Genomic DNA, 23,419 nt, shown 5'->3' with positions numbered 1-23,419 from the left:
AGTGCCCCGCTTCAGCATCATCGTCCCCGTCTACAAGGTGCAGGGCTTCCTGCGGGAGTGCCTCGACTCGGTGCTCGGCCAGTCCTACGGCGACTTCGAGGTGATCGCCGTGGACGACCGCTCGCCCGACGGCAGCGGCGCGATCCTCGACGAGTACGCCGCCCGCGACGCCCGGGTGCGGGTGCTGCACCTGCCCGAGAACGTCGGCCTCGGCCGGGCCCGCAACGCCGGTCTCGCGCAGGCGGCCGGCGACTACGTCCTGTTCCTGGACAGCGACGACCACTACACGCCCGGCCTGCTGGCCGCCGTCGCCGCCCGCCTGGCCGCGACCGACGACCCGGACATCCTGGTCTTCGACCATGTGCGCACCCACTGGTGGGGCCGGGGCGGGCGCAGCGAAGCGGCGGACCTGCTGGCCTCGGCGGGCCTGGAGACGTTCCGCATCCGGCAGAGCCCGCAGTATCTGAACCTGTTCCTGGTCGCCTGGAACAAGGCCTACCGGCGCTCCTTCTTCCAGGAGCACGAGCTGGAGTACGCGCCGGGCCTGTACGAGGACGCGCCGGTCACGTACCGGTCGATGGTGCTGGCCGACCGGATCGCCTGCCTGGACCGGATCGGTGTGGAGTACCGGCAGCGCCGGCGGGGCGCGATCACCAAGACGCCCGGGCGCCGGCACTTCGAGATCTTCCCGCAGTACGAGGGCCTGTTCACGTTCCTGGAGCAGCGCCCCGGCCTGGACTGGGCGCGTCCGCTGCTGCTGGAGCGGGCGCTGGACCACATGCTGTTCGTGCTGGCCCGCGAGGACCGGGTGCGTCCGGCGGACCGGGGCGACTTCTACCGCGAAATCCGCTCCTTCCACCGCCGTCACCTCCCCGAGGGGGGTTTCCCGCAGCCGGACGGCTGGCGCGGGGCCGAGATGCGGCTGCTGGCCTCGGCGCCCTACGCGTCGTACGCGGCGGTGCGCGGGCTGCGGGATCTGCGCGCCGCCGCGCTGGGCGGGCAGCGGCGGGTGGTGAAGAAGGCGTCGGAGACCGCGGTGCGCGGCTGGTACGCGGCCCAGTCGAGGCGTCCCCTCGATCCGCACCTCGCCGTCTACTCGGCGACCCACCACCGCGGGGTGTCCGGCGACCCGGCCGCGATCCACGCGAAGGCGCGCGAGATCGCCCCGCACATCCGGGGCGTGTGGGTGGTGAGGGAGGACGCCGTGGACGCGCTGCCGCCCGGCATCGAGCACGTGACGCCGGGCTCGCGGCGCTACCACGAGGTCATGGCCCGTGCCACGTACTGGGTGAACAACGTCAACTGGCCCGGCACCCTGGCCAAGCGGCCCGGCAGCGTGCACATCCACACCCATCAGGGCACCCCGCTCAAGTACATGGGCGCCGATCTGCTGACCAAGCCGGGCGCCCGGCACGGCTTCGACGTGCCGCAGATGCTGCGCCGCGCCGACCGCTGGGACTACAGCCTGGTCGCGGGGCGGCACGCGGAGCGGGCCTGGGAGCGGGCGTACCCGTGCCACTTCACCTCGCTGCGGACCGGCAGCCCGCGCAACGACGTGCTGGTCGGCGCCGGTCCGGAGCGGGGCCCGGAGGTGCGCGAGCGGCTCGGCGTCCCGGCCGGTGACACGGTGGTGCTGTACGCGCCGACCCGCCGGGACTACCGGCGGGGCGGCCACGTGGACCGGTTCGACCTGGCCCGGTTCGCCGAGGACCTGGGCCCCGCGCACACGCTGGTCGTGCGCCTGCACCCGTCGCTGGCCGGAGGTGTTGCGCGGGGGCTCGGCCTGGCCGACCTGCACCGGCGGGGCGTGCTGGTGGACGCGACCGACGAGCCGCACGTCGAGGACGTGATGCTCGCCTCCGACGTGCTGGTCACCGACTACTCCGCCCTGATGTTCGACTACGCCCTGCTGGACCGGCCGATCGTCGTCCACGCCGACGACTGGGGGGCGTTCGCGGCGAGCCGGGGCGCCTACTTCGACATCACGGCCGACGCGCCGGGCCATGTGTCGCGCTCCTACCGGGAGCTGGCCTGGCTGTTCGCCTCCGGCACCTGGCAGGACGGGGAGGCCGCGCGGCTGCGGGCGGGCTTCCGGGACCGGTACTGCGAGTTCGACGACGGGCGGGCCGCCGAGCGGGTCGTCCGCCTGCTGATGCTGGGCGAACGGGGCGGATCGCTGCTGCCCGCGGCCCGCCGGACCGGAGGTTCCCGCACACGACCCGAGGCGCTGATCGAGAGATGAGAACTCCCGCGACCCCCGAGGCCGCCCCCTCCCTGCCCGGCCAGCGGGCCTCCTCGGCCCGGCCGCCGGCCGCCGCCGAGCCGCTGCGGCCGGTGCACTGGTGGCATGCCGCCCTGGTCGCCGTGCCCACCGCCGCCCTGTTCGTGCTGGGCTACCGGCGCCGCTGGATCTGCGACGACGGGCTCATCTATCTGCGCCCGGTCCGGCAGATCCTGGCGGGCAACGGGCCCGTGTTCAACGTCGGTGAGCGGGCGGAGAGTTCGACCGGCACTCTCTGGCAGTGGATGCTCGCCCTCACCACCTGGGTCACCGGCGAGGACCCGGCGTTCCTCGCGGTCGGGCTCGGCCTGGTGCTGAGCACCGCGGGGTTCGCGTTCGCCCTGCTCGCCACGTGCCGGCTGCACCGGGGCGCCGGGCTGCTGCTCCCGGCGGGTGTGCTCGTGCTGCTGGCCGTACCGCCGTTCTGGTCGTACATGACCTCGGGTCTGGAGAGCGGCCTCGGCGCCTTCTGGACCGGCCTGTCGTGGTGGCTGCTGACACGGACCCGGCGCGGTCAGGAGGCCCGGGAGACGTGCACGGCCGCTTTCGTGCTGGGGCTGGGTCCGCTGGTCCGGCCCGATCTCGCGGTGGTCACGGCGTGCTTCCTGGCGGCCCAGTGGTGGGTGCTGCGCCCCTCCGGGCGGGGCACGGCGGCGATGCTGGCCTCGGCGGGAGCGGTGCCGCTGGCGTACGAGGTCTTCCGGGCGGGGTACTACGGGATCCTGGTGCCGCTGCCCGCCATCGCCAAGGAGGCGAGCGCCAGCGACTGGAGCCGGGGCGCCGGCTACGTGCAGGAGACGCTCGGGCCGTACTGGCTGTGGCCGGTCGTCCCGGTGCTCGGGGCGCTGGCCGTGCTGCTGGTGCGGCGCACCCGCCGGGAGCAACGGGACCACGCCCCGGGCCGGGCCTCGCTCGCGGTGCTGGTGGCGCCGCTCGCGGCCGGCCTGCTGCTGGCCGGGTACGTCGTCCGAGTCGGCGGCGACTACATGCACGCCCGCATGATCCTTCCCGCGCTCCTGCTGCTGCTCCTGCCGGTGCTGATCGTCCCCGCGACCCGGTTCACCGGCGTGGCGGGCGTGCTGCTGGCGGTGTGGCTGTGCGCGGCGGTCAGTCCGCTGCGGACGCCCTTCGACGTGCGCAGCACGCCCGGGTCGTTCAACGTGCGCAGCTCCGACGTGGAGGGCCTCGGCGACCACAACCCGGTGCGCACCGCCACCTGGGTGGCCAACTGGCCGGCCCTGCCGGAGGGGCGCGCCATGCTGGCGCGGGCCGAGCGCGCTGCCGGGCCGACGCTGCTCTACTTCGACGCCGAGCGGCGGCTGCACGCGACACCGATGCGCGCGGACTCCCCGTACCGGGTGGTGATCGTGGGACGTCATCTCGGAGTGACGGGGGCTGCGGCGCCGCTGGACGCCTATGTCAACGACGCCTGGGGGCTGGCCAGTCCCATCGGGGCGCATCTGGCGCTGGAGCGGTGGAGCTGGCCCGGGCACGAGAAGTTCCTGCGCAACTACTGGGTCTTCGCCGAGTGGGCGGCCGAGCACCCGCCGCAGCGCGACCTGATGCGGGCCGGGGCCCCGCGGGAGGCGGTCGAGGCGGCCCGGGCCGCGCTGGGCTGCGGCGAACTCGCCGAGTTGAGGGAGTCGGTGCGTGCACCGCTCACCGCCGAGCGGTTCTGGCGGAACCTCACCGGGGCGGTCGAGCGGACCCGGTTCCGCTTCGCGCGCTGGCCGGCGGCGGCGCAGCAGGCGCTGTGCGACCGTCCGGCAGGTGGGCGTAGCGGCCTCACCCGATGAAGTGATCCGGGGTCAGGGCATGCGTAGGGGCGGGAACATTCGGCGCATGCCCCAGACCCCTTACACCCTCCTGTGAGCGTCCCGGTCCTGGTCCGGAGGGCCGTGCGCGGTGCGACGGCGCTGCGCGGCGGCCGTGCCGGGCGGCTCACCCCCTACCAGTTCTACGGCGCCCTGTTCTGGCTGGTGATGACGCTGGCGTACTGGCGGATCCCGCTGTGCTGCGACGCCGGACAGCACGCGGCGGTCGTCGAGCGCCTCAAGGCCGATCTGCTGCACCCGGCCCACACCATGGCGGACCTGCCGGGCGAGGGCAGCCCGTACTACGGGCCGTACGCCGTCGCCCAGGGCGTGGTGGCGCGGCTGACGGGGCTGTCGGGCTGGGAGGTGGTGAAGCTCGCCGGGCCGGTGCATCTGCTGGTGCTGCTGACGGGGCTCGGCCGTTTCGTCAGGACCCTCACCCCGCGCCCCTGGGCGCCGGTGTGGGCCCTGCTGTTCATGACGCTGCTGTGGGGCACCGCGCGGATCCTGTGGAGCGGCTACCTCGGGCTGATGTCGATGACGACGAACCTGGGCTACCCCTCCGCGCTCGCGATCGGCCTGACGTTCTGGGCGTGGGCCTGGACGGGCACGCGTGCCCGGGACGACACCCGCGCCGTGCGGTTCGTCGGCCCGAGCGGGCTCGGCGGCTGGTGGGGGTACGCCGGGATCGGTGCCCTGTACGGGCTGGTCCTGCTCACCCATCCCGTCACGGCCGCCTCGGCACTCACCGGGGCGGTGGCGATCGTGGCGTCCCGGCAGCGCGGCTGGCGCCGGCCGGTCGTGGCGCGCTGGGCGCTCACCGGGGCGGCCTTGACGACGGTGGCCCTGACCTGGCCGTACTACGACGTCCTGACGCTGGTGGGCGACACCGGCATGGACGCGATGCACCGGCAGCTGTACGAGCGGATGCTCGCCAACTCCTGGCTGGCGCTGCTCGGTCTGCCCGCGCTGTGGGTGCGGGCCCGCCGGTCGGCGCGTGATCCGCTGGTGTGGATGTTCCTGCTGGAGTGCCTGCTGGTGGCGTACGGCTGGGTCAGCGGGCACTACACGTACGCCCGGGCCCTGTGGGCCGCGCTGGTGCCGTTGCAGTTCGCCCTGGCGGTGGAGCTGGCGGCGCCCCGGCCCTGGCAGCGGGCCCGGCGGGTGCTGGGCGGGGCGGCGGCGGTGGGGGCGTGCGTCGGGTTCGTCACCGTGCACGCCGGAGCGGTCGTGCCGCGCTCGGTCGACCCGGTGGGGTTCACACAGCCGACGCGCTGGCCGTCGTACGACTGGGCGGCACGGCACATCGGGCCCGGCGAGGTCGTGATCACCGACGGGTACTTCGCCAGTCACGCCATCGCCGGGTACGGGCCGAACCTCGCCGCACCCATCTGGCCCGACCCCGCCCTGGACGAGCGGCGGCGCGAGCGCCGGGCGGCCGACGTCCGCGCCTATCTCGCCCCCGGCTCGACCCGCGCCGGGCGGTCCGCCGTCGTCCGCCGCTACCACGTGCGCTGGCTGCTGCTGACGCGCTGGCACCCGGTGCCCGAGGAGGCCGTGGTGGTGGCGTGGAGCAGTCGGACGGGGGAGGTGCTGGCGCGGGTCGGGGGGTGACTGCGGCCAGGTCTTCGGGACTACTCGATGACGAGGTCGACCTCGATGTTGCCGCGGGTGGCGTTGGAGTACGGGCAGACCTGGTGGGCCTGCTCGACCAGCTTGCGGCCGGTCGCCTCGTCCACGCTGTCGGGCAGCTCCACGCGGAGGGTGACGGCGAGCCCGAAGCCCTCACCCTGCTTGCCTATGGAGACCTCGGCGGTCACGGCGGCGTCGCTGACGTCGGTCTTGGCCTGGCGGCCGACGAGGCCGAGGGCGCTGCCGAAGCAGGCGGCGTAACCGGCGGCGAAGAGCTGCTCGGGGTTGGTGCCCTGGCCGTTGCCGCCCATCGCCTGGGGCACGCCCAGCGGGAGGTCCAGCACACCGTCGGAGCTGACGGCGCGGCCCTCGCGGCCGTGGGTGGCGGTGGCGACAGCGGTGTAGAGCGCGTCCATGGAAAACCTTCCCTCTCACGTCAACGTTCGGCGGCCCGCTTCCGGGCCGCCTGACCTCCAGAATTAGAGCACACAATTAAGTTGTGCGCAATTAAATGGTGGATTCGAGCTACCCTGGAGGTATGAACACGCCCGACGACGACTGGCTCCGCCTGGACCAGCAGATCTGCTTCTCCCTGCACGCGGCCTCCCGCGCCTTCAACGGCGTCTACCGCGGGATCCTCAAGGACCTCGGGCTCACCTACCCGCAGTACCTGGTGATGCTGGTGCTGTGGGAGCACGACGAGCTGCCCGTGAAGAAGCTCGGCGAGCACCTGCGCCTGGACTCCGGCACGCTGTCGCCGCTGCTCAAGCGGCTGGAGGCGGCCGGTCTGGTGCGCCGGGAGCGCAGTGCGCGCGACGAGCGGTCGGTGGAGGTGCGGCTGACCGAGGAGGGCGTCGCGCTGCGCGGGCGGGCGCTTCGGGTGCCGCGCCGGATCGCCTCCTCGACCGGCTTCGACCCCGAGGAGGTCCGCGCCCTGCGCGCCCGCCTGGACGAGCTCACCACCGCGCTGGACGCGGCCGCGCTCGCGGAGCCGCAGGGCGGCCCGCCGGCAGACGAGCGGTCGTAGCGGCGCCGGGCGGCACCTCGGACACACCCGGCGGCACCTCGGCCGGCTCCCGCCGGACGTGGAGACGGAGCACCACGTCGTCCCTGACGTGTTCCTCCCGGACGGTGAACTCCTTCTCCAGGACGGCGAGCTTGGTGCGTTCGACCGGGTCGGGCGGCAACCAGCGCGGATCCAGCGCAGACCGCTCGGCGACCACCCAGACACGCTCCACCGAGGCGAGCCGCCGCCGCAGCTCCCCGGGGGTCGCCTCCAGCCCCCACAGCGTCCCGGAGCGGGGCGCGGACTCCCGCAGCGCGATGTCCCGCGCCCGCCGGAACCCCTTCGGGTAGGCCAGCGCGGCGAGCCTGCCGACCGACGGCACGAACAGCACCGGGTCGCCGGGGCGCATCTGGCGGACGGCGAGCGCGGAGACCACGGCGAGGTTGTCCCGGCGGTGGGCGGCGGAACGGTCCTGGCGATGCACCGGAAGCTGATTCAGGAAGACGGCGGTGAGGGCGAGAACGCCGGTGACGCCCACGACGGCCCGCACCTGCCGGCCACCCACCCGCAGCCGCCGCCCGTCGAACCGCACCCGCCCCAGCGCCCGGGCCACCCGCCCGGCCCCGGCCGCGACCAGCAGGGAAGCCCCCGCCAGCGCGTAGAGCACGTACCGGTCGTGGTAGAGCGGCCGGACCTGCGACACGGTCATCAGGATCCCCGGCGGCACCAGCAGCAGCGGAAGCGCGACCGCGGCCGTGCGCCGCTCGCGGAGTCCCACGGCCATCAGCAGCAGCGCCCCCCAGAACACCGGCCCCGCCCGGCCGGGAGAGAAGTTCCGGGCCAGCCTCTCCACCCGGTCCCACCCCGGCGACTCCAGCCACGCCACCTGCCCGGACTGCCCCAGCGACACCCACGCCAGCGGCAGCAGGAGCAACGCCACCGCTCCCGCCGCACGCCCCCAGCCGGACCAGACCCTCCCCGGCACCCGGAGCAGGGCCAGCGTCACCGCGTGCGCGCCCAGCACCGGCAACGCCAGTTCGTGCAGCACACAGGTCAGGGCGGCAACCGTCCCGTACGGCCACCAGGCCCGGGCACCCGCTCCGTCCACGGCCCTCAGGAGCAGCAGCGTCGCCCCCGCCGCACCCGCCGCGACCAGCGCGTACGACCGTCCCTCCTGGGCGTAGTGGCCGGTCATCGGCGTGATCGCGTAGAGGACCCCGGCCCACAGGCCGACCCGGGGCCCGGCCAGCCGGACGCCCAGGGCCGCGACCAGGCCGGCGGTCGCCGTCGCCGCGCACACCGACGGCAGGCGCAGTACGACCTCGCCCGGGTGGACGGCGAGGACGGCGTGCAGGAACAGGTAGTACAGGCCGTGCACCGCGTCCACGTCGTGCAGCAGCCGCCAGATCTGCGGGACCGTGCGCTGCGCGACCTGGAAGGTGACGCTCTCGTCGCCCCACATGCCGCCGCGGTCCAGGCCCCACAGCCCGGTCGCGAGCATCACCGCCATGGGCACCGTCACGGGCACCACCCCCGCGCCGAAGCCGCCGATCCCCCTCGCCCGTCCGCTCTTCACGGCCCGATTCTGAGCCGAATCAGAGGCTTGGTACGGGTTTAATGGTGTGTTATCACTTTTATGTCATTCGCCCGGCTTACGATCCGCCGTGATGAATGCCGAGAAGGAGACCGAGAGGGACACCGGGAGGCCGCCCGCCGAGGTCGCCGTCGTGGTGATCGGTTACGAGGACGCCGGGCATGTGACGGCAGCCGTGCGCTCGGCGCTGGCTCAGGGCCCGGCCGTGCGCGAGGTGGTGGCCGTCGACGACTGCTCGACGGACGGCAGCGCCGGTCTGCTCGACCGGCTCGCCACCTCGGAGCCACGCCTGAAGGTGATCCGCCGCCGGGTCAACAGCGGCGGCTGCGGCACCCCGCGCAACACCGGGCTCGACGCGGTGACCTCGCCCTACGTGATGTTCCTGGACAGCGACGACGTCCTGCCGCCCGGTGCGGTCGACGTGCTGCTCGAAGCGGCCGAGGGGGCGCACGCGGAGGTCGCGAGCGGGCTGTGCGTACGCCGCGAACTGCCGTCGGGGCGTGAAGTCCCCTGGCAGCCGCGCCTCTACGCGCTGCACGCCGTGGTGCCGCACCCCGCCCGGCGGCCCCGCCTGGTCCACGACACGCTCTGCGTCAACAAGCTCTACCGCACCGCCTTCCTGCGCGCGCACGGCATCCGTTTCCCCGAGGGCCGCTTCCCGTACGAGGACGTCGTCTTCACCGCGCGCGTCCTGGCCGCGGCTCCGCGCGTCGTCCTGGTCCCGGACCGGGTGTACGTCTGGCACGTGCGCCGGTCCGCCGGGCGGCTGTCGATCTCCCTGGACCGGGCCGGTGCCGAGAACTGGCGGGCCCGTACGGAGGCGTGCCGACAGGCGTACGAGGTGCTGCTGGGCGCCGGACAGAAGGAACTCGCGCGGGCCGCGCGCGCCAAGTTCCTCGACCACGACCTGCGCATGTACGTGCGCGAACTGGGGTTGCGCGATGCCGCCTACCGGCGCGCGTGGTGGGAGCTCACGCGGGCGCACCTCGCGGAGTACGACGCCGACGACTGGGCCCGGAACCCGGCCGCTCCCGGCCGGCTGATCGGGCGGGTCGTCCTGGCCTCCCCGGAGCCACGCGACCTGCCCCGGCTGCGGGAACTCGCCGCCCGCCCGGCCCGGCTGTACCCGCCGTACGCCCGTGCGGCGGACGGCACGCCCGTCTGGTCGGCGGGCCTCCCGCAGGTCTCCCTGGAGCCTCTTCAGGCCCGGCCGGTACGTGCGCTGCCCCTCGCCGTCGACGCGGAGCTGCGGCCGACGGCGCGTGGCACCCGGCTGCGGCTGCGCCTGCACGAGCTGTACGGGCGTGTGGCGCAGGCGGGACCGGAGACGGTGGACGTGGAGTGGCGGTTCCGGGACGACGGGGACGTGGTGGTCCCGGGTGCGAGCGCGGTGCTCGTGCCGTGCGCGGAGACCTCCGGGGCCTCGGGGGCCTCCGGGACCGCCGAAGCCTCCGGGGCCGTCGGGGCCTCCCGGACCGCCGAAGCCTCCGCGGCCGTCGGGGCCTCCCGGACCTCCGGATCCGGGCCTGTCTCCGCCGCCGCCTGGTCGGCGCAGACGGACGTCGACCTCCCCGCACTGGCCGCGCCCGGCGTGGGCACCTGGGACCTGCGCCTTCGCATCCGCTTCCGCGACGGCACGAGCCGCGATGTCACGGCGCACGCCCTCACGGGCGCCGGTCTGCTGCGCCGCAGCGCCGTCCCGAGCGCCCGGCACGGCGTGGTACTCGTACAGCCGTACACCACCCACTCCGGCGCGCTGGCACTGCGGGTGGCCCCCGGCGTACGCGGTGTGCTGGCGGTCGTACGCGCACGACTGCGCCGCCTGCTTCACTGAAGGCACGACCACCACGACGGATCAGCGCACAGCACCACCACGGGTCAAACTCTTGAGGGGACGGCCGCACATGACCTGGTTGATCACCGGCGGCGCCGGCTACATCGGCGCGCACGTCGTACGGGCGATGACCACGGCGGGGGAACGGGCGGTGGTGTACGACGACCTGTCCACCGGCATCGCCGAGCGCGTTCCCGACGGGGTGCCGCTGGTGGTGGGCTCGACCCTGGACGCCGAGCGGCTCGCCCGCGCCCTCGCGGACCACTCGGTCACCGGCGTCGTCCACCTCGCGGCGAAGAAGCAGGTGGGCGAGTCGGTCGAACGGCCGCTGGACTACTACCGGGAGAACGTCGAGGGCCTGCGGATCCTGCTGGACGCCGTGACGGCGGCGAAGGTGCCGTCCTTTGTCTTCTCCTCCTCGGCGGCGGTGTACGGCATGCCCGACGTGGACCTGGTCACGGAGGAGACGCCGTGCGTGCCCATGTCGCCGTACGGCGAGACCAAGCTGGCCGGTGAGTGGCTGGTCCGCGCGACGGGCCGGGCGTCCGGGCTGTCGACGGCGTGCCTCCGCTACTTCAACGTGGCCGGCGCGGCGGGCCCGGAGCTCGCGGACGCCGGCGTCTTCAACCTCGTCCCCATGGTCTTCGAGAAGCTCACGGAGAACACGCCCCCGCGGATCTTCGGCGACGACTACCCGACCCCCGACGGCACCTGTGTGCGCGACTACATCCATGTCGTCGACCTGGCCGAGGCCCATGTCGCGGCGGCCCGGGTCCTGCGCTCCTCCCCGGGCCGCGACCTCACGCTCAACATCGGCCGGGGCGAGGGCGTCTCCGTCCGGGAGATGATCGACCGCATCAACGCGGTCACCGGATACGACCGGCCGCCCGCGGTCACCCCCCGCCGCCCGGGCGACCCGGCCCGCGTCGTCGCCTCCGCCGACCGCGCGGCCACCGAACTGGGCTGGAAGGCCCGGCTCGGCGTGCAGGACATGATCACGTCGGCGTGGGAGGGGTGGGTGCGGCTGCACCCGGAGGCGGGGCGCGACTGACCTGCCCGGTCACGGACCCGGGCGGCTCGGCGTCCGCCCGGGCGCCCTCATGCGAGGCGCAACCCGCCGGCTCGGCCGGGGTCGCCGGGCCACTTTCATGTGAGGCGCGCATCGCAGGATCCGGGCCCGTGCCTGCCCGGGCCCCCTCACCCGAGGCGTACACCCGCCTGGGCCGGGCCACCCGCCCCGGGGGTCTGGTGCCCGCCGTCGGCCTGGCTCGCCCGCGGCCTCGCACCCCGACCGCCGGGGCCCCTTCGGCGCGACGCCCCCTGCCGGCGCCGGCCCCGGCCCCGGCACCGGCACCGGCACCGGCACCGGCACCGGCACCGAGGAGACTCCGCCCTACAACGCCTTCAGTCCCTCCGCCGTGGCCCGGGCCAGCGCCCCGAGGTATCCCTGCGGCAGCTTCGGGTTGCGGATCACCACCGAGCGCCAGTACAGCGGGCCGGAGATCAGGTCGAGGGCGAGGTCGCGGTCGATGCCCGGGCTGAGTTCGCCGCGGCGTTCCGCCGCCGTCACGATGCCGGTGGCGACGCCGTCCTGGCCCTCACGCAGGGCCTTCTGCATGGCCTCGGCGATGTCGGGGTTGCGGGCCGCCTCGGCCTGGAGGTCAGGGATGACCTGCGAGGCGACGGGGTGGCGCAGGGCCCGGGACGTCACCTCGTAGAGGAGCCGCAGGTCGCCCTCCAGGGAGCCGGTGTCCGGCGCCGGCAGGCCCTGCACCGCAAGGGCCGAGACGAGGTCGAGGACCAGGTGCAGCTTCGAGCGCCAACGGCGGTACACCGCCGTCTTCCCGACCCCCGCCCGGCGCGCGATCCCCTCGATGGACATCCGCGCGTAGCCGACGGCCGCGAGCTCCTCGAAGACGGCCGCCCGGATCGCCTCCGTCACGTCCTGGCGCAGTACGGCCGCCCCCGCGGGGGCCCGGCGGCGCGGGGGCTGCTGGGGCTCGTCGGGCTTCGTCGTCATGCCGACAGCATAGGGCGTCACGACGAAACGGTTGCGTTCCGACGCTCGTACGACGTACGCTCCCGTTGCGACGATACGGTCCCGTCCCGACGTAAGAATTCGGGAAGAGTCCGGTAAAAACCGCCTCCTTCCGGGCCTCCCCCAACCCCCGAGCGAAAGCAGCGGATGTGAGCACGGTCCTCGACACACCGCCCCAGACCCCGGCCCCGGCCGACGACCTCGCGGCCCTCGCCGCCCGCCACGGCCTCTCGGTCAGCGGCGCCCGGCCCTCCCTGCCCGAGTACGTCCGGCAGCTGTGGGCCCGCCGCCACTTCATCACCGCGTTCGCCACCGCCAAGCTCACCGCCCAGTACAGCCAGGCGAAGCTCGGCCAGGTCTGGCAGGTGATGACCCCGCTGCTGAACGCGGCGGTCTACTACTTCATCTTCGGCGTGCTGCTCGGCACCAAGCACGGCGTGCCGGACTACGTCCCGTTCCTGGTCACAGGCGTGTTCATCTGGACGTTCACGCAGAGCTCGATCATGGCGGGCACCCGCGCGATCTCCGGCAACCTCGGCCTGGTGCGCGCCCTGCACTTCCCGCGCGCCGCGCTGCCGCTGTCGTTCTGCCTCCAGCAGCTGCAGCAGCTGCTGTTCTCGATGGGCGCCCTGGTCGTCATCCTGCTCTGCTTCGGCGTACCGGTCGGCGCGTCCTGGCTGCTGGCGCTGCCGGCCCTGTTCCTGCAGTTCACCTTCAACGCCGGCGTCTCCATGGTCATGGCCCGGATGGGTGCCAAGACCCCCGACATCGCCCAGCTGATGCCGTTCGTGCTGCGCACCTGGATGTACGTCTCGGGTGTCATGTGGAGCATCGACAAGCTGGCGCAGAAGGACAGCCTGCCCCACGTGGTGACGCTCGCGCTGGCGGCCAACCCGGCCGCCGTCTACATCGACCTGATGCGCTTCGCCCTGATCGACAGTTTCCACGCGAACCAGCTCCCCACCCACGTGTGGGCGCTCGCCGCCGGCTGGGCGCTGGTCGCCGGCGTCGGCGGCTTCATCTACTTCTGGAAGGCTGAGGAGACGTACGGCCGTGGCTGAGCACCTGAGCGAGAAGATCCCGACCGTCGTCGCCGACGGCGTCGACATCGTCTACCGCGTCAACGGCACCGGCGCCGGGCGCGGCTCCGCGACCGCCGCCCTCAACCGCATCATGCGCCGCAAGCAGGCCGAGAAGGCGTCGGGCGTGCGCCGGGTGCACGCCGTGAAGAACGTGTCCTTCGTCGCCTACCGGGGCGAGGCCATCGGCCTGATCGGCACCAACGGCTCCGGCAAGTCGACCCTGCTGAAGGCCGTCGCCGGTCTCCTGCCCGTGGAGAACGGCCGTATCCACACCGACGGCCAGCCCTCCCTGCTCGGCGTCAACGCCGCCCTCATGAACGATCTGACCGGCGAGCGCAACGTGCACCTCGGCGGCCTGGCCATGGGCATGTCCCGCGAGCAGATCAGGGACCGCTACCAGGAGATCGTCGACTTCTCGGGCATCAACGAGAAGGGCGACTTCATCACGCTGCCGATGCGGACGTACTCCTCCGGCATGGCCGCGCGGCTGCGGTTCTCCATCGCCGCCGCCAAGGACCACGACGTCCTGCTGATCGACGAGGCGCTGGCCACCGGCGACCGCTCCTTCCAGAAGCGCTCCGAGGCGCGCATCCGCGAGCTGCGCAAGCACGCGGGCACGGTGTTCCTGGTCAGCCACAACAACAAGTCGATCCGTGACACCTGCGACCGGGTGCTGTGGCTGGAGCGCGGGGAGCTGCGCATGGACGGGCCGACGGAGGACGTCCTCAAGGAGTACGAGGCGTTCACCGGGGACAAGGCACCGAAGCCGAAGCCCAAGCCGAAGGCCGCCGTTCCCTCGTGAGGCGCACCCGGTCGGCCCTTTTGCCTCATTGATGGCAGCATGACCGCATACGGTGCAGCTGCGAGAGGGGTCCCCGTGATGGCCGAGCTCAGTGTCATCGTCCACGGGCCGAACGTCCAGGACCATCTGACCGAACTCCTCGGCTCCCTCGCCGCCCACCCCCTTCCGGACGCCGAGGTGATCGTGGCCGCGGCCGGCGACTGGGCCCGGGAGACCGCCGAGCGGCACACCCCGGAGATCCAGGTCGTACCGCTGCCGGACGGTACGGGCGACGCGGCGGCCCGGGCGGCGGGCGCGGCCCGGGCCTCAGGCCGCTGGCTGCACTTCGTCCACGCCAAGGACGGCCTGCCCGCGGGCGCCCCGCGCACGGTCGCCGAGCGGGTGGCCGAACTCCCCGGCGAGGTCGATGTCCTCCTGCTCGACCACGTCCGCAGCACCTGGCACACCTCCGGCATGCCCTCCCCGGACGGCTCGCTCCTCGCCCGGGCGGGCCGCGCCGACGTCGCCCTCGACGACTGCGCGCCCCTGCTGCGGCTGACCCCGCTGCTCGGCACCCGCGTCCTGCGCGCGGACTTCTGGAGGGCGCACCAACAGCGGCTCACCACCGACGACGAGCCCTACGCCGCCCTGGCCGTCCTGCTGCTCGCCGACCGCGTCGCCTGCCTGCCGCACGTCGCCTACGAGGACCGCCGGCTGCGCCCCGCGAGCCTGCCCCCGGTCACACCCGAGCAGCGCTACGGCCTCGTGGAGCGCTACGAGTCCCTCCTCGACCTCACCCGCGACCGGCGCGCCGCGCACACCGTGCTCTACGACCTCATGGTCCGCGAATGCCTGCGCACCTTCGCACGCGGCGGCATGCCGGAGGAGGTCGCGCGGGAGTTCTTCCGCCGGGCGTCCCTGGCCGCCCTGCGCCGCCGCCCGGAGAACCACCGCCGCCCGGCCGGACTCGAAGGCGTCCGCCGCTCCCTGCTCGAGGAGGGCGCCTACACGAAGTACCGGGCCTTCCAGACCGTCAACCGCACCCGCCGCACCGCCAGGTCGGCCGTTCGGACCCGTAAGCGCCAGGTCGGCGCCAAGCTCCGCGACCACCAGTACCGCAGGGCGCTCGGCCGCCCCGTCAACCCGCATCTCGCGGTGTTCTCGGCGTACTGGAACCGCGGCTTCGCCTGCAACCCCGCCGCGATCGCCGCCAAGCTCGCCGAACTGGCCCCGCAGATCCACGCGGTGTGGGTGGTCACCGAGGAGAACGCGGCCCTGCTCCCGCCCGGCACCGACCACGTCGTGCCCGGCAGCCGCCGCTACTGGGAGGTTCTGGCGACCGCCAAGTACCTCGTCAACAACGTCAACTTCGCGAACGCGGTGGTCAAACGCCCGGACGCGGTCCACGTCCAGACCCATCACGGCACGCCCCTGAAGCGCATGGGCATCGACCAGATGGCGTTCCCGGCCGCCGCGCAGGGCCTGGACTTCCGGGCGCTGCTGGAACGCATCGACAAGTGGGACTTCAGCGTGTCGGCCAACCGTCACACCACCCGCATGTGGGAGCGGGCGTACCCGTCGCGCTATGTCTCACTGGACCACGGCTATCCGCGCAACGACATCTACTACACGGCCGGTGCCGACGACATCCGAACGGTCCGCGACCGTCTCGGCATCGCCCCGGGCCGCCGGGCCGTCCTCTACGCACCCACCCACCGCGACTACGAGGCCGGCTGGACCCCGCGCCTGGACCTCGCCGCCCTCGCCGACCGCCTGGGCGAGGACACGGTCCTGCTCGTGCGCGGCCACTACTTCTACGGCGGCGCCGCCTCCCCGCTCACGAACCTGCGCCGCACGGGCCGGATCATCGACGTCTCCTCCTACGACCCGGTCGAGGAGCTGTGCCTGGCGGCGGACGCCCTGGTCACGGACTACTCCTCGATCATGTTCGACTACGCCAACCTCGACCGGCCGATCGTGATCTACGCCGACGACTGGGAGACCTACCGCACGACCCGGGGCGTCTACTTCGACCTGATGGCGGAGGCCCCGGGCCCGGTCGCCCGCACCCAGCAGGAGCTGACGGAGATCCTCACCACCGAGGCCTGGCGCGACGAGAACGCGGCGAAGACCCGGACCGTCTTCCGGCGCCGGTTCTGCGAGTACGACGACGGGCGCGCCGCCGAACGCGTCGTCCGCCGGGTCTTCCTCGGCCAGGACGAACGGGACCTGCCGCCCGTGCTGCCGATCGAGGAACGCACCCCGGCCCCGGCCCCGCAGGAGGCGACCGCATGAGCACCCCCGACGTCACCGTGGCGGTCATCGTCTACAACGACGCCGAACGCCTCACCCGCGCGGTCGACTCGGTCCGCCGCCAGACCCACGCGAACCTCGAGATCATCATCAGTGACGACCACTCCACGGACGCGACCCCGGCGGTGGCACAACGGCTGGCGGCCCAGGACCCCCGCATCCGGCACCTCCGCCTGGAGCGGAACAGCGGCGGCTGCAGCGCCCCGCGCAACCGCGCCCTGCGGATCGCGCGGGCGCCGTTCCTGATGTTCCTCGACAGCGACGACGAACTCCCCGGCAACGCCGTCGAACTGCTGCTCGCCGCGCACCGCGAACGCGAGATCGACTTCGCGATGGGCGCGGTGCAGCGGGTCCGGGTGGACAACGGCCGCCGCTCGACGTGGATGCCGCACCTGGTCGCCGAGCGCCGCACCCTCGACGGCATCGAGGCCGATCCGCGCCTGCTCTTCGAGCACCTGGCCACCAGCAAGATGTACGCCCGCGCCTTCCTCGACCGGCACGGCCTGCGCTTTCCCGAGGGCATCCACTACGAGGACCAGCTGTTCTCGGCACAGGCGTACTGCCTGGCCAAGACCTTCACGATCGTCCCGGAACCGGTCTACCGCTGGTACGTGGCGCCCTTCGCGGCCTTTGAGGCGGCCTCGATATCCAACCAGCGGCACAAGCTCGCCAACGTCCGGGACCGGGTGCACGTCCAGCACCTCATCGACATGTTCCTGGCCGAGAGCGGGCACGAGTCGCTGCGCGAGGACAAGGACCACAAGTTCCTCAAGCACGACTTCCGGATGTACGCCGGTGACCTGCCCTACCGGGACGACGCCTGGCTGACGTCCTTCGCGGACATCGTCACCCCCTACCTCGACACGCTCACCCCGGGCGCCTTCGCCCGCCTCCCGCGCGCCGAGCGCGTCGTCATCCAGCTGATCCGCGACCGCCGCCTGCCGGAGGCCCGCCTGGCGGCCCGGGGCCTGGGGCACGGGGTGGCACCGAGGTGGGTGGCCGCCGATCCGGAAGGCCGCACCTACTGGGGGGACAGGGTCCCCGAGTCGGAGTGGTCCCGCCGTGAACTGGACATCTCCGACCTGGAGTTGGAGACCCGCCCCTTTCCGAGCGCCCAGTTCCGGCATGAGATCAAGGAGATCACCCGAGGCCCGGGCGCTTCGATCGACCTCACGATCCGCACCTACGACCCGGCGCTGCGCCTCCCCGTCGGCCCCCAGCGCGCGACGCTCCTCATCGCCCCGGGCGGCCGCCGTCTCCGCGTCCCCTTCCGCCTCTCCCCCGTCCGTCCCGGCCTCTTCGAGGGTCACGTCCATCTGGACCTCGGGGCGGCTCCGCTCCCCCTCCAGGGCTTCGCCGGAATCCGCCACCCGTTGCTCCGCCTCCAGCACCAGGGCCTGTCCCACACGGGCCTGCTGCTGGCCCCGTTGGCCTTCCCTGCGCTCACGACCCGCATCCCCTCCCACCGCCTGACGGTGGAGCCGGAGGGCCACGGCCCGGGCCGCCTGCAGGTCCGCTGGGAACCGGTGGGGGTGACGGCGAGGGTGATCCGCCCGGCCGTGCGCAGGGTGGCCCGCCCGAGGGTGAAGAGGGCGGTGCGCTTGGTGGCGAGTGCACTGAAGTAGCCGCCTGGCCGCGGGCAACTGACGTAGCCGCCTGGCCGCGGGCAGTCGTGCCGCTGAGAAGCGTGGGTGGGCGCGGCGGCGCCCGCTCCGCGCCGTCGCCCCGGGACACGGCAGGAAGAAGCGCCCCGGGCCGGAAGCGGCCCGGGGCGCCTGTCACGCCGTACGCCGTGCGACTACGAATGCGTGCGCAGCAGCGTCCTCATCGTGCGCATCGCCACCGACAGGTTGGCGAGGTCGAACGCGTCGGAGCTCTGGATCTCCTCCAGTGTGCTGCGGGCGCGGCCGAGGATCGCCGCGTTCTTCTGCTCCCAGGCCTTGTAGCGCTGCTCGGGCGTCGAGGTGTCGTCGCCCACCGCCAGGACGTCGGCGGTCAGCGCCGCGTGCGCCGCGTACAGGTCCTCGCGGATCGCCGCGCGGGCCATGGACTGCCAGCGGTCGGCGCGGGGCAGCTCGATGATGCGGTCCATGAGCTGGGTGATGCGCAGCCGGTCGGCCAGGTCGTAGTAGACCTCGGCGACGTCCAGCGGCTCCCGGCCCATGCGGTCGGCGATCGAGACGATGTCGAGCGTCGGGAAGGCCGAGGAGAAGCCCGCCACGCGGGTGGCGAGTTCGTCGGGGACGCCGACGCCCGTCAGCTCGTCGTAGATCTTCTGGTACCACTCCTGGTCGGCGCCGCGCAGCAGCTTGGGCAGCTGCCCCCAGACCTGCTCGACCCGGTCGGCGAAGAAGTCGACGGTCTCGGCGAGCTCCAGCGGCTGCGGCCGGTTGTTGAGCAGCCAGCGCGTGCCGCGCTCCACCAGGCGGCGGGCATGCAGCCGGATGCGGGTCTGGACCTCGGCCTCGACCTTGTTGTCGAGCGCCTCGACCCCGTCCCACACCGGGGACTGACGGAAGATCGCCCGGGCCGCGGTCTGCGCCCGCACGATCTCCTCCAGCGATGCGCCGGTCTCCTCGCGCAGCCGGTGCAGGTACGTCGTACCGCCCGTGTTGACCGTGTCGTTGACCAGGACGGTCGTGGTGATCTCGCGGCGCAGCGGGTGGCCGTCGAGCCGCTCGGGGAACTGCTCGCGCAGCTCGGTCGGGAAGTAGGCGTGCAGCAGACCCTTCAGGTACGGGTCGTCCGGCAGCGAGGTGTGCAGCAGCTCCTCGGCGACCGTGATCTTCGTGTAGGCCAGCAGTACGGCCGTCTCCGGGCCGGTCAGGCCCTGGCCCTGGGCGAGCCGTTCGCGGATCTGCCGGTCGGTGGGCAGGAACTCCAGCGCCCGGTTGAGGTGGCCTTCCCTGACCAGGTGCTTCATGAAGCGCTGCTGGGCGTGGAGCATGGCGCTGGACTGGGCGAGGGCGTTGCCGATCGCCGTGTTCTGCGCGTAGTTGTTGCGCAGCACCAGGCGGCCGACCTCGTCGGTCATCTCGGCGAGCAGCTTGTTGCGCTGCTTGACGGTCATGTCGCCGTCCGTGACCAGGCCGTTGAGCAGGATCTTGATGTTCACCTCGTGGTCGGAGGTGTCCACGCCCGCGCTGTTGTCGATGGCGTCGGTGTTGATCCGGCCGCCGTGCAGCGCGAACTCGATCCGGCCGAGCTGGGTCAGGCCGAGGTTGCCGCCCTCGCCGACGACCTGGACGCGCAGGTCCCTGCCGTCGACGCGGATGGCGTCGTTGGCCTTGTCGCCGACGTCCGCGTTGGACTCGGCCGAGGACTTGACGTACGTGCCGATGCCGCCGTTCCACAGCAGGTCCACCGGCGCGTGGAGGATCGCCTTCATCAGGTCGGCCGGGGTCAGCTTGGTGACCTTGGCCTCGATGCCGAGGGCTTCGCGGATGTGCGCGTTGACCGGGATCGCCTTGGCCGTGCGCGGGAAGATGCCGCCGCCGGCCGACAGCAGCTCCTTGTCGTAGTCCTCCCAGCTGGAGCGGGGCAGCTCGAACAGGCGGCGGCGCTCGGCATAGGAGGTGGCGGCGTCCGGGTTCGGGTCGATGAAGATGTGCCGGTGGTCGAAGGCCGCGACCAGGCGGATGTGCTCGGAGAGCAGCATGCCGTTGCCGAACACGTCACCGGACATGTCGCCGACGCCGACGACCGTGAAGTCCTCGGTCTGGGTGTCCACACCCATGTCGCGGAAGTGCCGCTTGACGGACTCCCAGGCGCCGCGGGCGGTGATGCCCATGCCCTTGTGGTCGTATCCGGCGGAGCCGCCGGAGGCGAAGGCGTCACCGAGCCAGAAGTTGTACTGCTCGGCGACCCCGTTGGCGATGTCGGAGAAGGTCGCGGTGCCCTTGTCGGCGGCGACGACGAGGTAGGTGTCGTCCTCGTCGTGCCGGACGACGTCGGCGGGCGGGACGACCTCGCCCGCGACCATGTTGTCGGTGATGTCGAGCAGGGCCGAGATGAACGTCTTGTAGCTGGCGACGCCCTCGGCGAGCCACGCGTCCCGGTCCACGGAGGGGTCGGGCAGCTGCTTGGCGACGAAGCCGCCCTTGGCGCCGACCGGCACGATGACGGTGTTCTTCACCATCTGCGCCTTGACCAGGCCGAGGATCTCGGTGCGGAAGTCCTCACGCCGGTCGGACCAGCGCAGGCCACCGCGCGCGACCTTGCCGAAGCGCAGGTGCACGCCCTCGACGCGCGGCGAGTACACCCAGATCTCGAACGCCGGGCGGGGCGCCGGCAGGTCGGGGATGGCCTGCGGGTCGAACTTCATGGAGACGTAGGCGTGCGGCTTGCCGCCCGCGGCCTCCTGGAAGAAGTTGGTCCGCAGCGTCGCCTTGATGACCGTCAGGAAGGACCTGAGAATCCGGTCCTCGTCGAGCGAGGCCACCTGGTCGAGGGCCGCGTCGACCTCCTCCAGCAGCGCGTCCACGATCTCGTGCCCCGCGCGCTGCCGGTCCGGCGACATCCGCGCCTCGAACAGGGAGACGAGCAGGCGGGTGGTGTGGACGTTGTTGCGGAGGGTGTCCTCCATGTAGTCCTGGCTGAACGTCGACGCCGCCTGACGCAGGTACTTGGCGTACGCCCGCAGCACCGTCGCCTGGCGCCAGCTCAGCCCGGCGCTCAGCACGAGGGCGTTGAAGCCGTCGTTCTCCGCCTTGCCGGTCCAGGTGGCGGCGAAGGCGTCCTGGAAGCGCTCGCGGGCGTCGTCGCCGAAGTAGTCCCCGGCACCGTTCGAGCGGGGCATGCGCAGACCGAAGTCGTAGATCCAGGCCACGCTGCGGTCCGAGCAGCGCAGCTCGTACGGCCGCTCGTCGACGACCTCGACACCGAGCCGGTTGAGGACCGGCAGGACGGCCGAGAGGGAGATCGCGTCGCCCGTGCGGTAGATCTTGAAGCGACGCTCCTCGGGGGCGGCGCCGACCGGCTCGTACAGGCTGAGCGCGAAGTCCTTGTCCGCCTCGGCGTTCAGCTGCTCCAGGTGGACGAGGTCGGCGACCGCGGCGCGCGGGTTGTGGTCGGCCTTGTAGCCCTCGGGGAAGGCGTGCGCGTACCGGCGCATCGCTTCGGCCGCGTGCTCCTCGCCGAGCTCGGCGTTGAGCGCCTCGGCGAACGCGTCCTCCCAGGAGCGGGCGGCCTCCACCAGCCGGGCCTCGATGCGCTCCTTGTCGGAGTCGGACAGCTCCGGCAGCTCGGTGCCCTGCGGGACCCGGACCACGAAATGCAGCCGGGACAGGATCGACTCGGTGTTCCAGGCCGTGAAGTCGACGCTGATGCCGCCCAGCTCCTCCTTCAGGATCTCGATGATCCTGAGACGCACGCCCGTGGTGTAGCGGTCGCGCGGGAGGTAGACGAGGGCGGAGTAGTAACGCCCGTACTCGTCCTGGCGCAGGTAGAGCCTGAGGCGCCTGCGCTCCTGGAGGTAGAGGACGGAGGTGACGATCGACCGCAGCTCGTCGACCGGGGTCTGGAACAGCTCGTCGCGCGGGTACGTCTCCAGGATCTGCAGCAGGTCGCGGCCGTCGTGGCTGTTGGGCGAGAACCCGGCCTGCTCCAGGACCTCCTCGACCTTGCGCCGGATGACCGGGACCCGGCGCACGGACTCGGTGTAGGCGGCGGAGGAGAACAGGCCCAGGAAGCGCCGCTCGCCGATGACGTTGCCGTCGGCGTCGAACTTCTTGACGCCGATGTAGTCCAGGTACGACGGCCGGTGCACGGTCGCCCGGCTGTTCGCCTTGGTCAGCACGAGCAGCTTGTGCTCGCGCGCCTTGGCCCGGGCGTCGGCCGGCAGCCGCTCGAACGACGGGCTGACGGGGTGGCTCTCCTCGGCGGCGTGGTGCGGGTCCGCGCGCAGTATGCCGAGCCCGGTGCCGGGCACGGCGGCCAGCGAGTCGTCGTCGCGCAGCTGGTACTCGCGGTAGCCGAGGAACGTGAAGTGGTCGTCGGCGAGCCAGCGCAGCAGCTCGCGGGCCTCCTCGACCTGGGGTCCGGGCAGGTCACCGGGGATGGGCTCGTCCGGCAGCCCCTCCGCCAGCCGGATCGCCGCCTCCCGCATCTTGCCCCAGTCCTCGACGGCCTCACGGGCGTCGGACAGCACGCGCAGCAGGTCGGCGGTGATCTGCTTCAGGTCGGCACGGTCGGTCTCGCGGTCGATCTCGACGTGGATCCAGGACTCGACGTGCGCGTCGTGCGGAAGGTCGCCGGTCGCCGGGGTCGACAGGACCTCGATCAGCTTGCCGGTGACATCGCGCCGCACCACGAACTGGGGGTGGATGACGACGTGGATCCCGCGCCCCTGACGCGTCAGCTCATTGGTGACGGAGTCGACGAGGAAGGGCATGTCGTCGGTGACGACCTCGACCACGGAGTGGCTGCAGGTCCACCCGTTCTCCTCCACCGTGGGGGTGTGCACCCGCACGTTGGCCGTGCCCTGGGGGCGATTCTCGGCCAGCCGGTAGTGCGATACGGCAGCTCCGAAGACATCGACCGGGTCGCGGTCGGTGAGGTCCTCCGGGGCCGTGTGCAGGTAGTAACGCTGGAGGAACGTGCGGAGGGTCTCGCGGTCCGGGGCTTCCTGGGCGTCTGGGGTCTCCTCGCCCGTCGACCCGGTCGGTAGGTGCCCCCCGACCGGGCTGTTCTCAGCTACCCGGGCGGCCCTCTCGAGCAACTCGGCCTTGGCTTCGTCCAGCTTGGTCTGCATTGTCCTCTGGCTCCTGTCGCGCGCCGTTGCGTGACGTAGAAGGAAGTACGGCCTCTGCGCTTACGACCTCACGTCGTGACACGGGGTATCCGGTCTGTTCCGACGCTATGCCGCAAGGTGAGATGAGCGGGGGTGTCTGAGCCATTCTTGAGCTGCTGCACCGGTGTGATGCTGCTCTCTGCGACGCCCGTGTCCTGGTGATGCTCGGCGTCCCGGGAGCCCTCGATGTCACATCCCGCCCGCGAAGACCAGCGACCGCCGCCCGGTCACGGATGTCGTCCGTGCTCTCCGGG

The 23,419-nt window shown here is 72.7% G+C and carries 14 protein-coding genes; 10 read left to right on the top strand and 4 right to left on the bottom strand.

Annotated elements, in window-relative coordinates:
• Nucleotide 1 precedes the first annotated feature (1 nt).
• From ACFU3E_RS24320 to ACFU3E_RS24310, 3 genes are all read left to right on the top strand, one after another.
• Entirely contained in the window at nt 2–2,242 is a 2,241-nt protein-coding gene (locus ACFU3E_RS24320) for a CDP-glycerol glycerophosphotransferase family protein (protein WP_384161914.1), read from the top strand.
• Entirely contained in the window at nt 2,239–4,077 is a 1,839-nt protein-coding gene (locus ACFU3E_RS24315; RefSeq protein WP_384161911.1) for a hypothetical protein, read from the top strand. Before ACFU3E_RS24320 ends, ACFU3E_RS24315 begins: the two co-directional genes overlap by 4 nt.
• A gap of 72 nt (nt 4,078–4,149) precedes the next feature.
• Nucleotides 4,150–5,709 (top strand): hypothetical protein, encoded by a 1,560-nt coding sequence (locus ACFU3E_RS24310; RefSeq protein WP_384161908.1) that lies wholly within the window; start codon nt 4,150–4,152, stop codon nt 5,707–5,709.
• Between the two features lie 20 nt (nt 5,710–5,729).
• On the opposite strand, the gene ACFU3E_RS24305 is transcribed toward ACFU3E_RS24310, so the two are convergent.
• Nucleotides 5,730–6,143 carry an organic hydroperoxide resistance protein gene (locus tag ACFU3E_RS24305; RefSeq protein WP_384161905.1) on the bottom strand — a complete coding sequence of 138 codons (414 nt, stop codon included), beginning with the start codon at nt 6,141–6,143 and terminating at the stop codon, nt 5,730–5,732.
• Nucleotides 6,144–6,238: 95 nt separating this feature from the next.
• On the opposite strand from ACFU3E_RS24305, the gene ACFU3E_RS24300 reads away from it, so the two are divergent.
• Nucleotides 6,239–6,754: a MarR family winged helix-turn-helix transcriptional regulator gene (locus ACFU3E_RS24300; protein WP_384161902.1), complete on the top strand. Its 516-nt coding sequence runs from the start codon at nt 6,239–6,241 to the stop codon at nt 6,752–6,754.
• Here the strand turns inward: ACFU3E_RS24300 and ACFU3E_RS24295 are convergent.
• Nucleotides 6,684–8,243 carry a hypothetical protein gene (locus ACFU3E_RS24295; RefSeq protein ID WP_384162009.1) on the bottom strand — a complete coding sequence of 520 codons (1,560 nt, stop codon included), beginning with the start codon at nt 8,241–8,243 and terminating at the stop codon, nt 6,684–6,686. The two genes, ACFU3E_RS24300 and ACFU3E_RS24295, sit on opposite strands and share 71 nt — an antisense overlap.
• Before the next feature lie 157 nt (nt 8,244–8,400).
• Between ACFU3E_RS24295 and ACFU3E_RS24290 the strand changes: the two genes are divergently transcribed.
• Nucleotides 8,401–10,161, top strand: coding sequence for a glycosyltransferase family 2 protein (locus ACFU3E_RS24290; RefSeq protein WP_384161899.1), 1,761 nt, complete (start codon nt 8,401–8,403; stop codon nt 10,159–10,161).
• Between the two features lie 70 nt (nt 10,162–10,231).
• Nucleotides 10,232–11,212 carry a UDP-glucose 4-epimerase GalE gene (gene galE, locus ACFU3E_RS24285; RefSeq protein WP_384161896.1) on the top strand — a complete coding sequence of 327 codons (981 nt, stop codon included), beginning with the start codon at nt 10,232–10,234 and terminating at the stop codon, nt 11,210–11,212.
• 342 nt (nt 11,213–11,554) lie between these two features.
• Here galE and ACFU3E_RS24280 read toward each other — a convergent pair whose 3' ends face one another.
• Nucleotides 11,555–12,181, bottom strand: coding sequence for a TetR/AcrR family transcriptional regulator (locus ACFU3E_RS24280; RefSeq protein WP_384161893.1), 627 nt, complete (start codon nt 12,179–12,181; stop codon nt 11,555–11,557).
• A gap of 167 nt (nt 12,182–12,348) precedes the next feature.
• On the opposite strand from ACFU3E_RS24280, the gene ACFU3E_RS24275 reads away from it, so the two are divergent.
• The 4 genes from ACFU3E_RS24275 (at nt 12,349) to ACFU3E_RS24260 (ending at nt 18,000) form a co-directional block, all read left to right on the top strand.
• Complete coding sequence (locus ACFU3E_RS24275; protein WP_384161890.1) at nt 12,349–13,260, top strand: ABC transporter permease; 912 nt, start codon at nt 12,349–12,351, stop codon at nt 13,258–13,260.
• On the top strand, nt 13,253–14,083 hold the full coding sequence (locus tag ACFU3E_RS24270; RefSeq protein ID WP_384161887.1) for an ABC transporter ATP-binding protein: 831 nt from the start codon (nt 13,253–13,255) through the stop codon (nt 14,081–14,083). The genes ACFU3E_RS24275 and ACFU3E_RS24270 overlap by 8 nt, the downstream gene beginning before the upstream one ends.
• Nucleotides 14,084–14,161: 78 nt before the next feature.
• The gene (locus ACFU3E_RS24265; protein ID WP_384161884.1) at nt 14,162–16,357 is read left to right on the top strand and encodes a CDP-glycerol glycerophosphotransferase family protein; all 2,196 of its coding nucleotides are present in this window, start codon (nt 14,162–14,164) and stop codon (nt 16,355–16,357) included.
• Complete coding sequence (locus ACFU3E_RS24260; RefSeq protein ID WP_384161881.1) at nt 16,354–18,000, top strand: glycosyltransferase family 2 protein; 1,647 nt, start codon at nt 16,354–16,356, stop codon at nt 17,998–18,000. The genes ACFU3E_RS24265 and ACFU3E_RS24260 overlap by 4 nt, the downstream gene beginning before the upstream one ends.
• A gap of 173 nt (nt 18,001–18,173) precedes the next feature.
• On the opposite strand, the gene ACFU3E_RS24255 is transcribed toward ACFU3E_RS24260, so the two are convergent.
• Nucleotides 18,174–23,126: an NAD-glutamate dehydrogenase gene (locus ACFU3E_RS24255; protein WP_384161878.1), complete on the bottom strand. Its 4,953-nt coding sequence runs from the start codon at nt 23,124–23,126 to the stop codon at nt 18,174–18,176.
• Nucleotides 23,127–23,419: the final 293 nt, after the last annotated feature.

The sequence above is a fragment of the Streptomyces sp. NPDC057424 genome (genome assembly GCF_042803315.1).
Taxonomy (GTDB): domain Bacteria; phylum Actinomycetota; class Actinomycetes; order Streptomycetales; family Streptomycetaceae; genus Streptomyces.
The sequence above is the reverse complement of the archived record's forward strand: the minus strand, read 5'-3'. Positions and strand labels throughout refer to the sequence as shown.

Coding starts and splice junctions, on each gene's coding strand:
- ACFU3E_RS24255 (WP_384161878.1), bottom strand. CDS start 23,126: ATGCAGACCAAGCTGGACGAAGCCAAGGCCGAGTTGCTCGAGAGGGCC.
- ACFU3E_RS24260 (WP_384161881.1), top strand. CDS start 16,354: ATGAGCACCCCCGACGTCACCGTGGCGGTCATCGTCTACAACGACGCC.
- ACFU3E_RS24300 (WP_384161902.1), top strand. CDS start 6,239: ATGGTGGATTCGAGCTACCCTGGAGGTATGAACACGCCCGACGACGAC.
- ACFU3E_RS24305 (WP_384161905.1), bottom strand. CDS start 6,143: ATGGACGCGCTCTACACCGCTGTCGCCACCGCCACCCACGGCCGCGAG.
- ACFU3E_RS24290 (WP_384161899.1), top strand. CDS start 8,401: ATGAATGCCGAGAAGGAGACCGAGAGGGACACCGGGAGGCCGCCCGCC.
- ACFU3E_RS24295 (WP_384162009.1), bottom strand. CDS start 8,243: ATGGCGGTGATGCTCGCGACCGGGCTGTGGGGCCTGGACCGCGGCGGC.
- ACFU3E_RS24315 (WP_384161911.1), top strand. CDS start 2,239: ATGAGAACTCCCGCGACCCCCGAGGCCGCCCCCTCCCTGCCCGGCCAG.
- galE (WP_384161896.1), top strand. CDS start 10,232: ATGACCTGGTTGATCACCGGCGGCGCCGGCTACATCGGCGCGCACGTC.
- ACFU3E_RS24280 (WP_384161893.1), bottom strand. CDS start 12,181: ATGACGACGAAGCCCGACGAGCCCCAGCAGCCCCCGCGCCGCCGGGCC.
- ACFU3E_RS24265 (WP_384161884.1), top strand. CDS start 14,162: ATGGCCGAGCTCAGTGTCATCGTCCACGGGCCGAACGTCCAGGACCAT.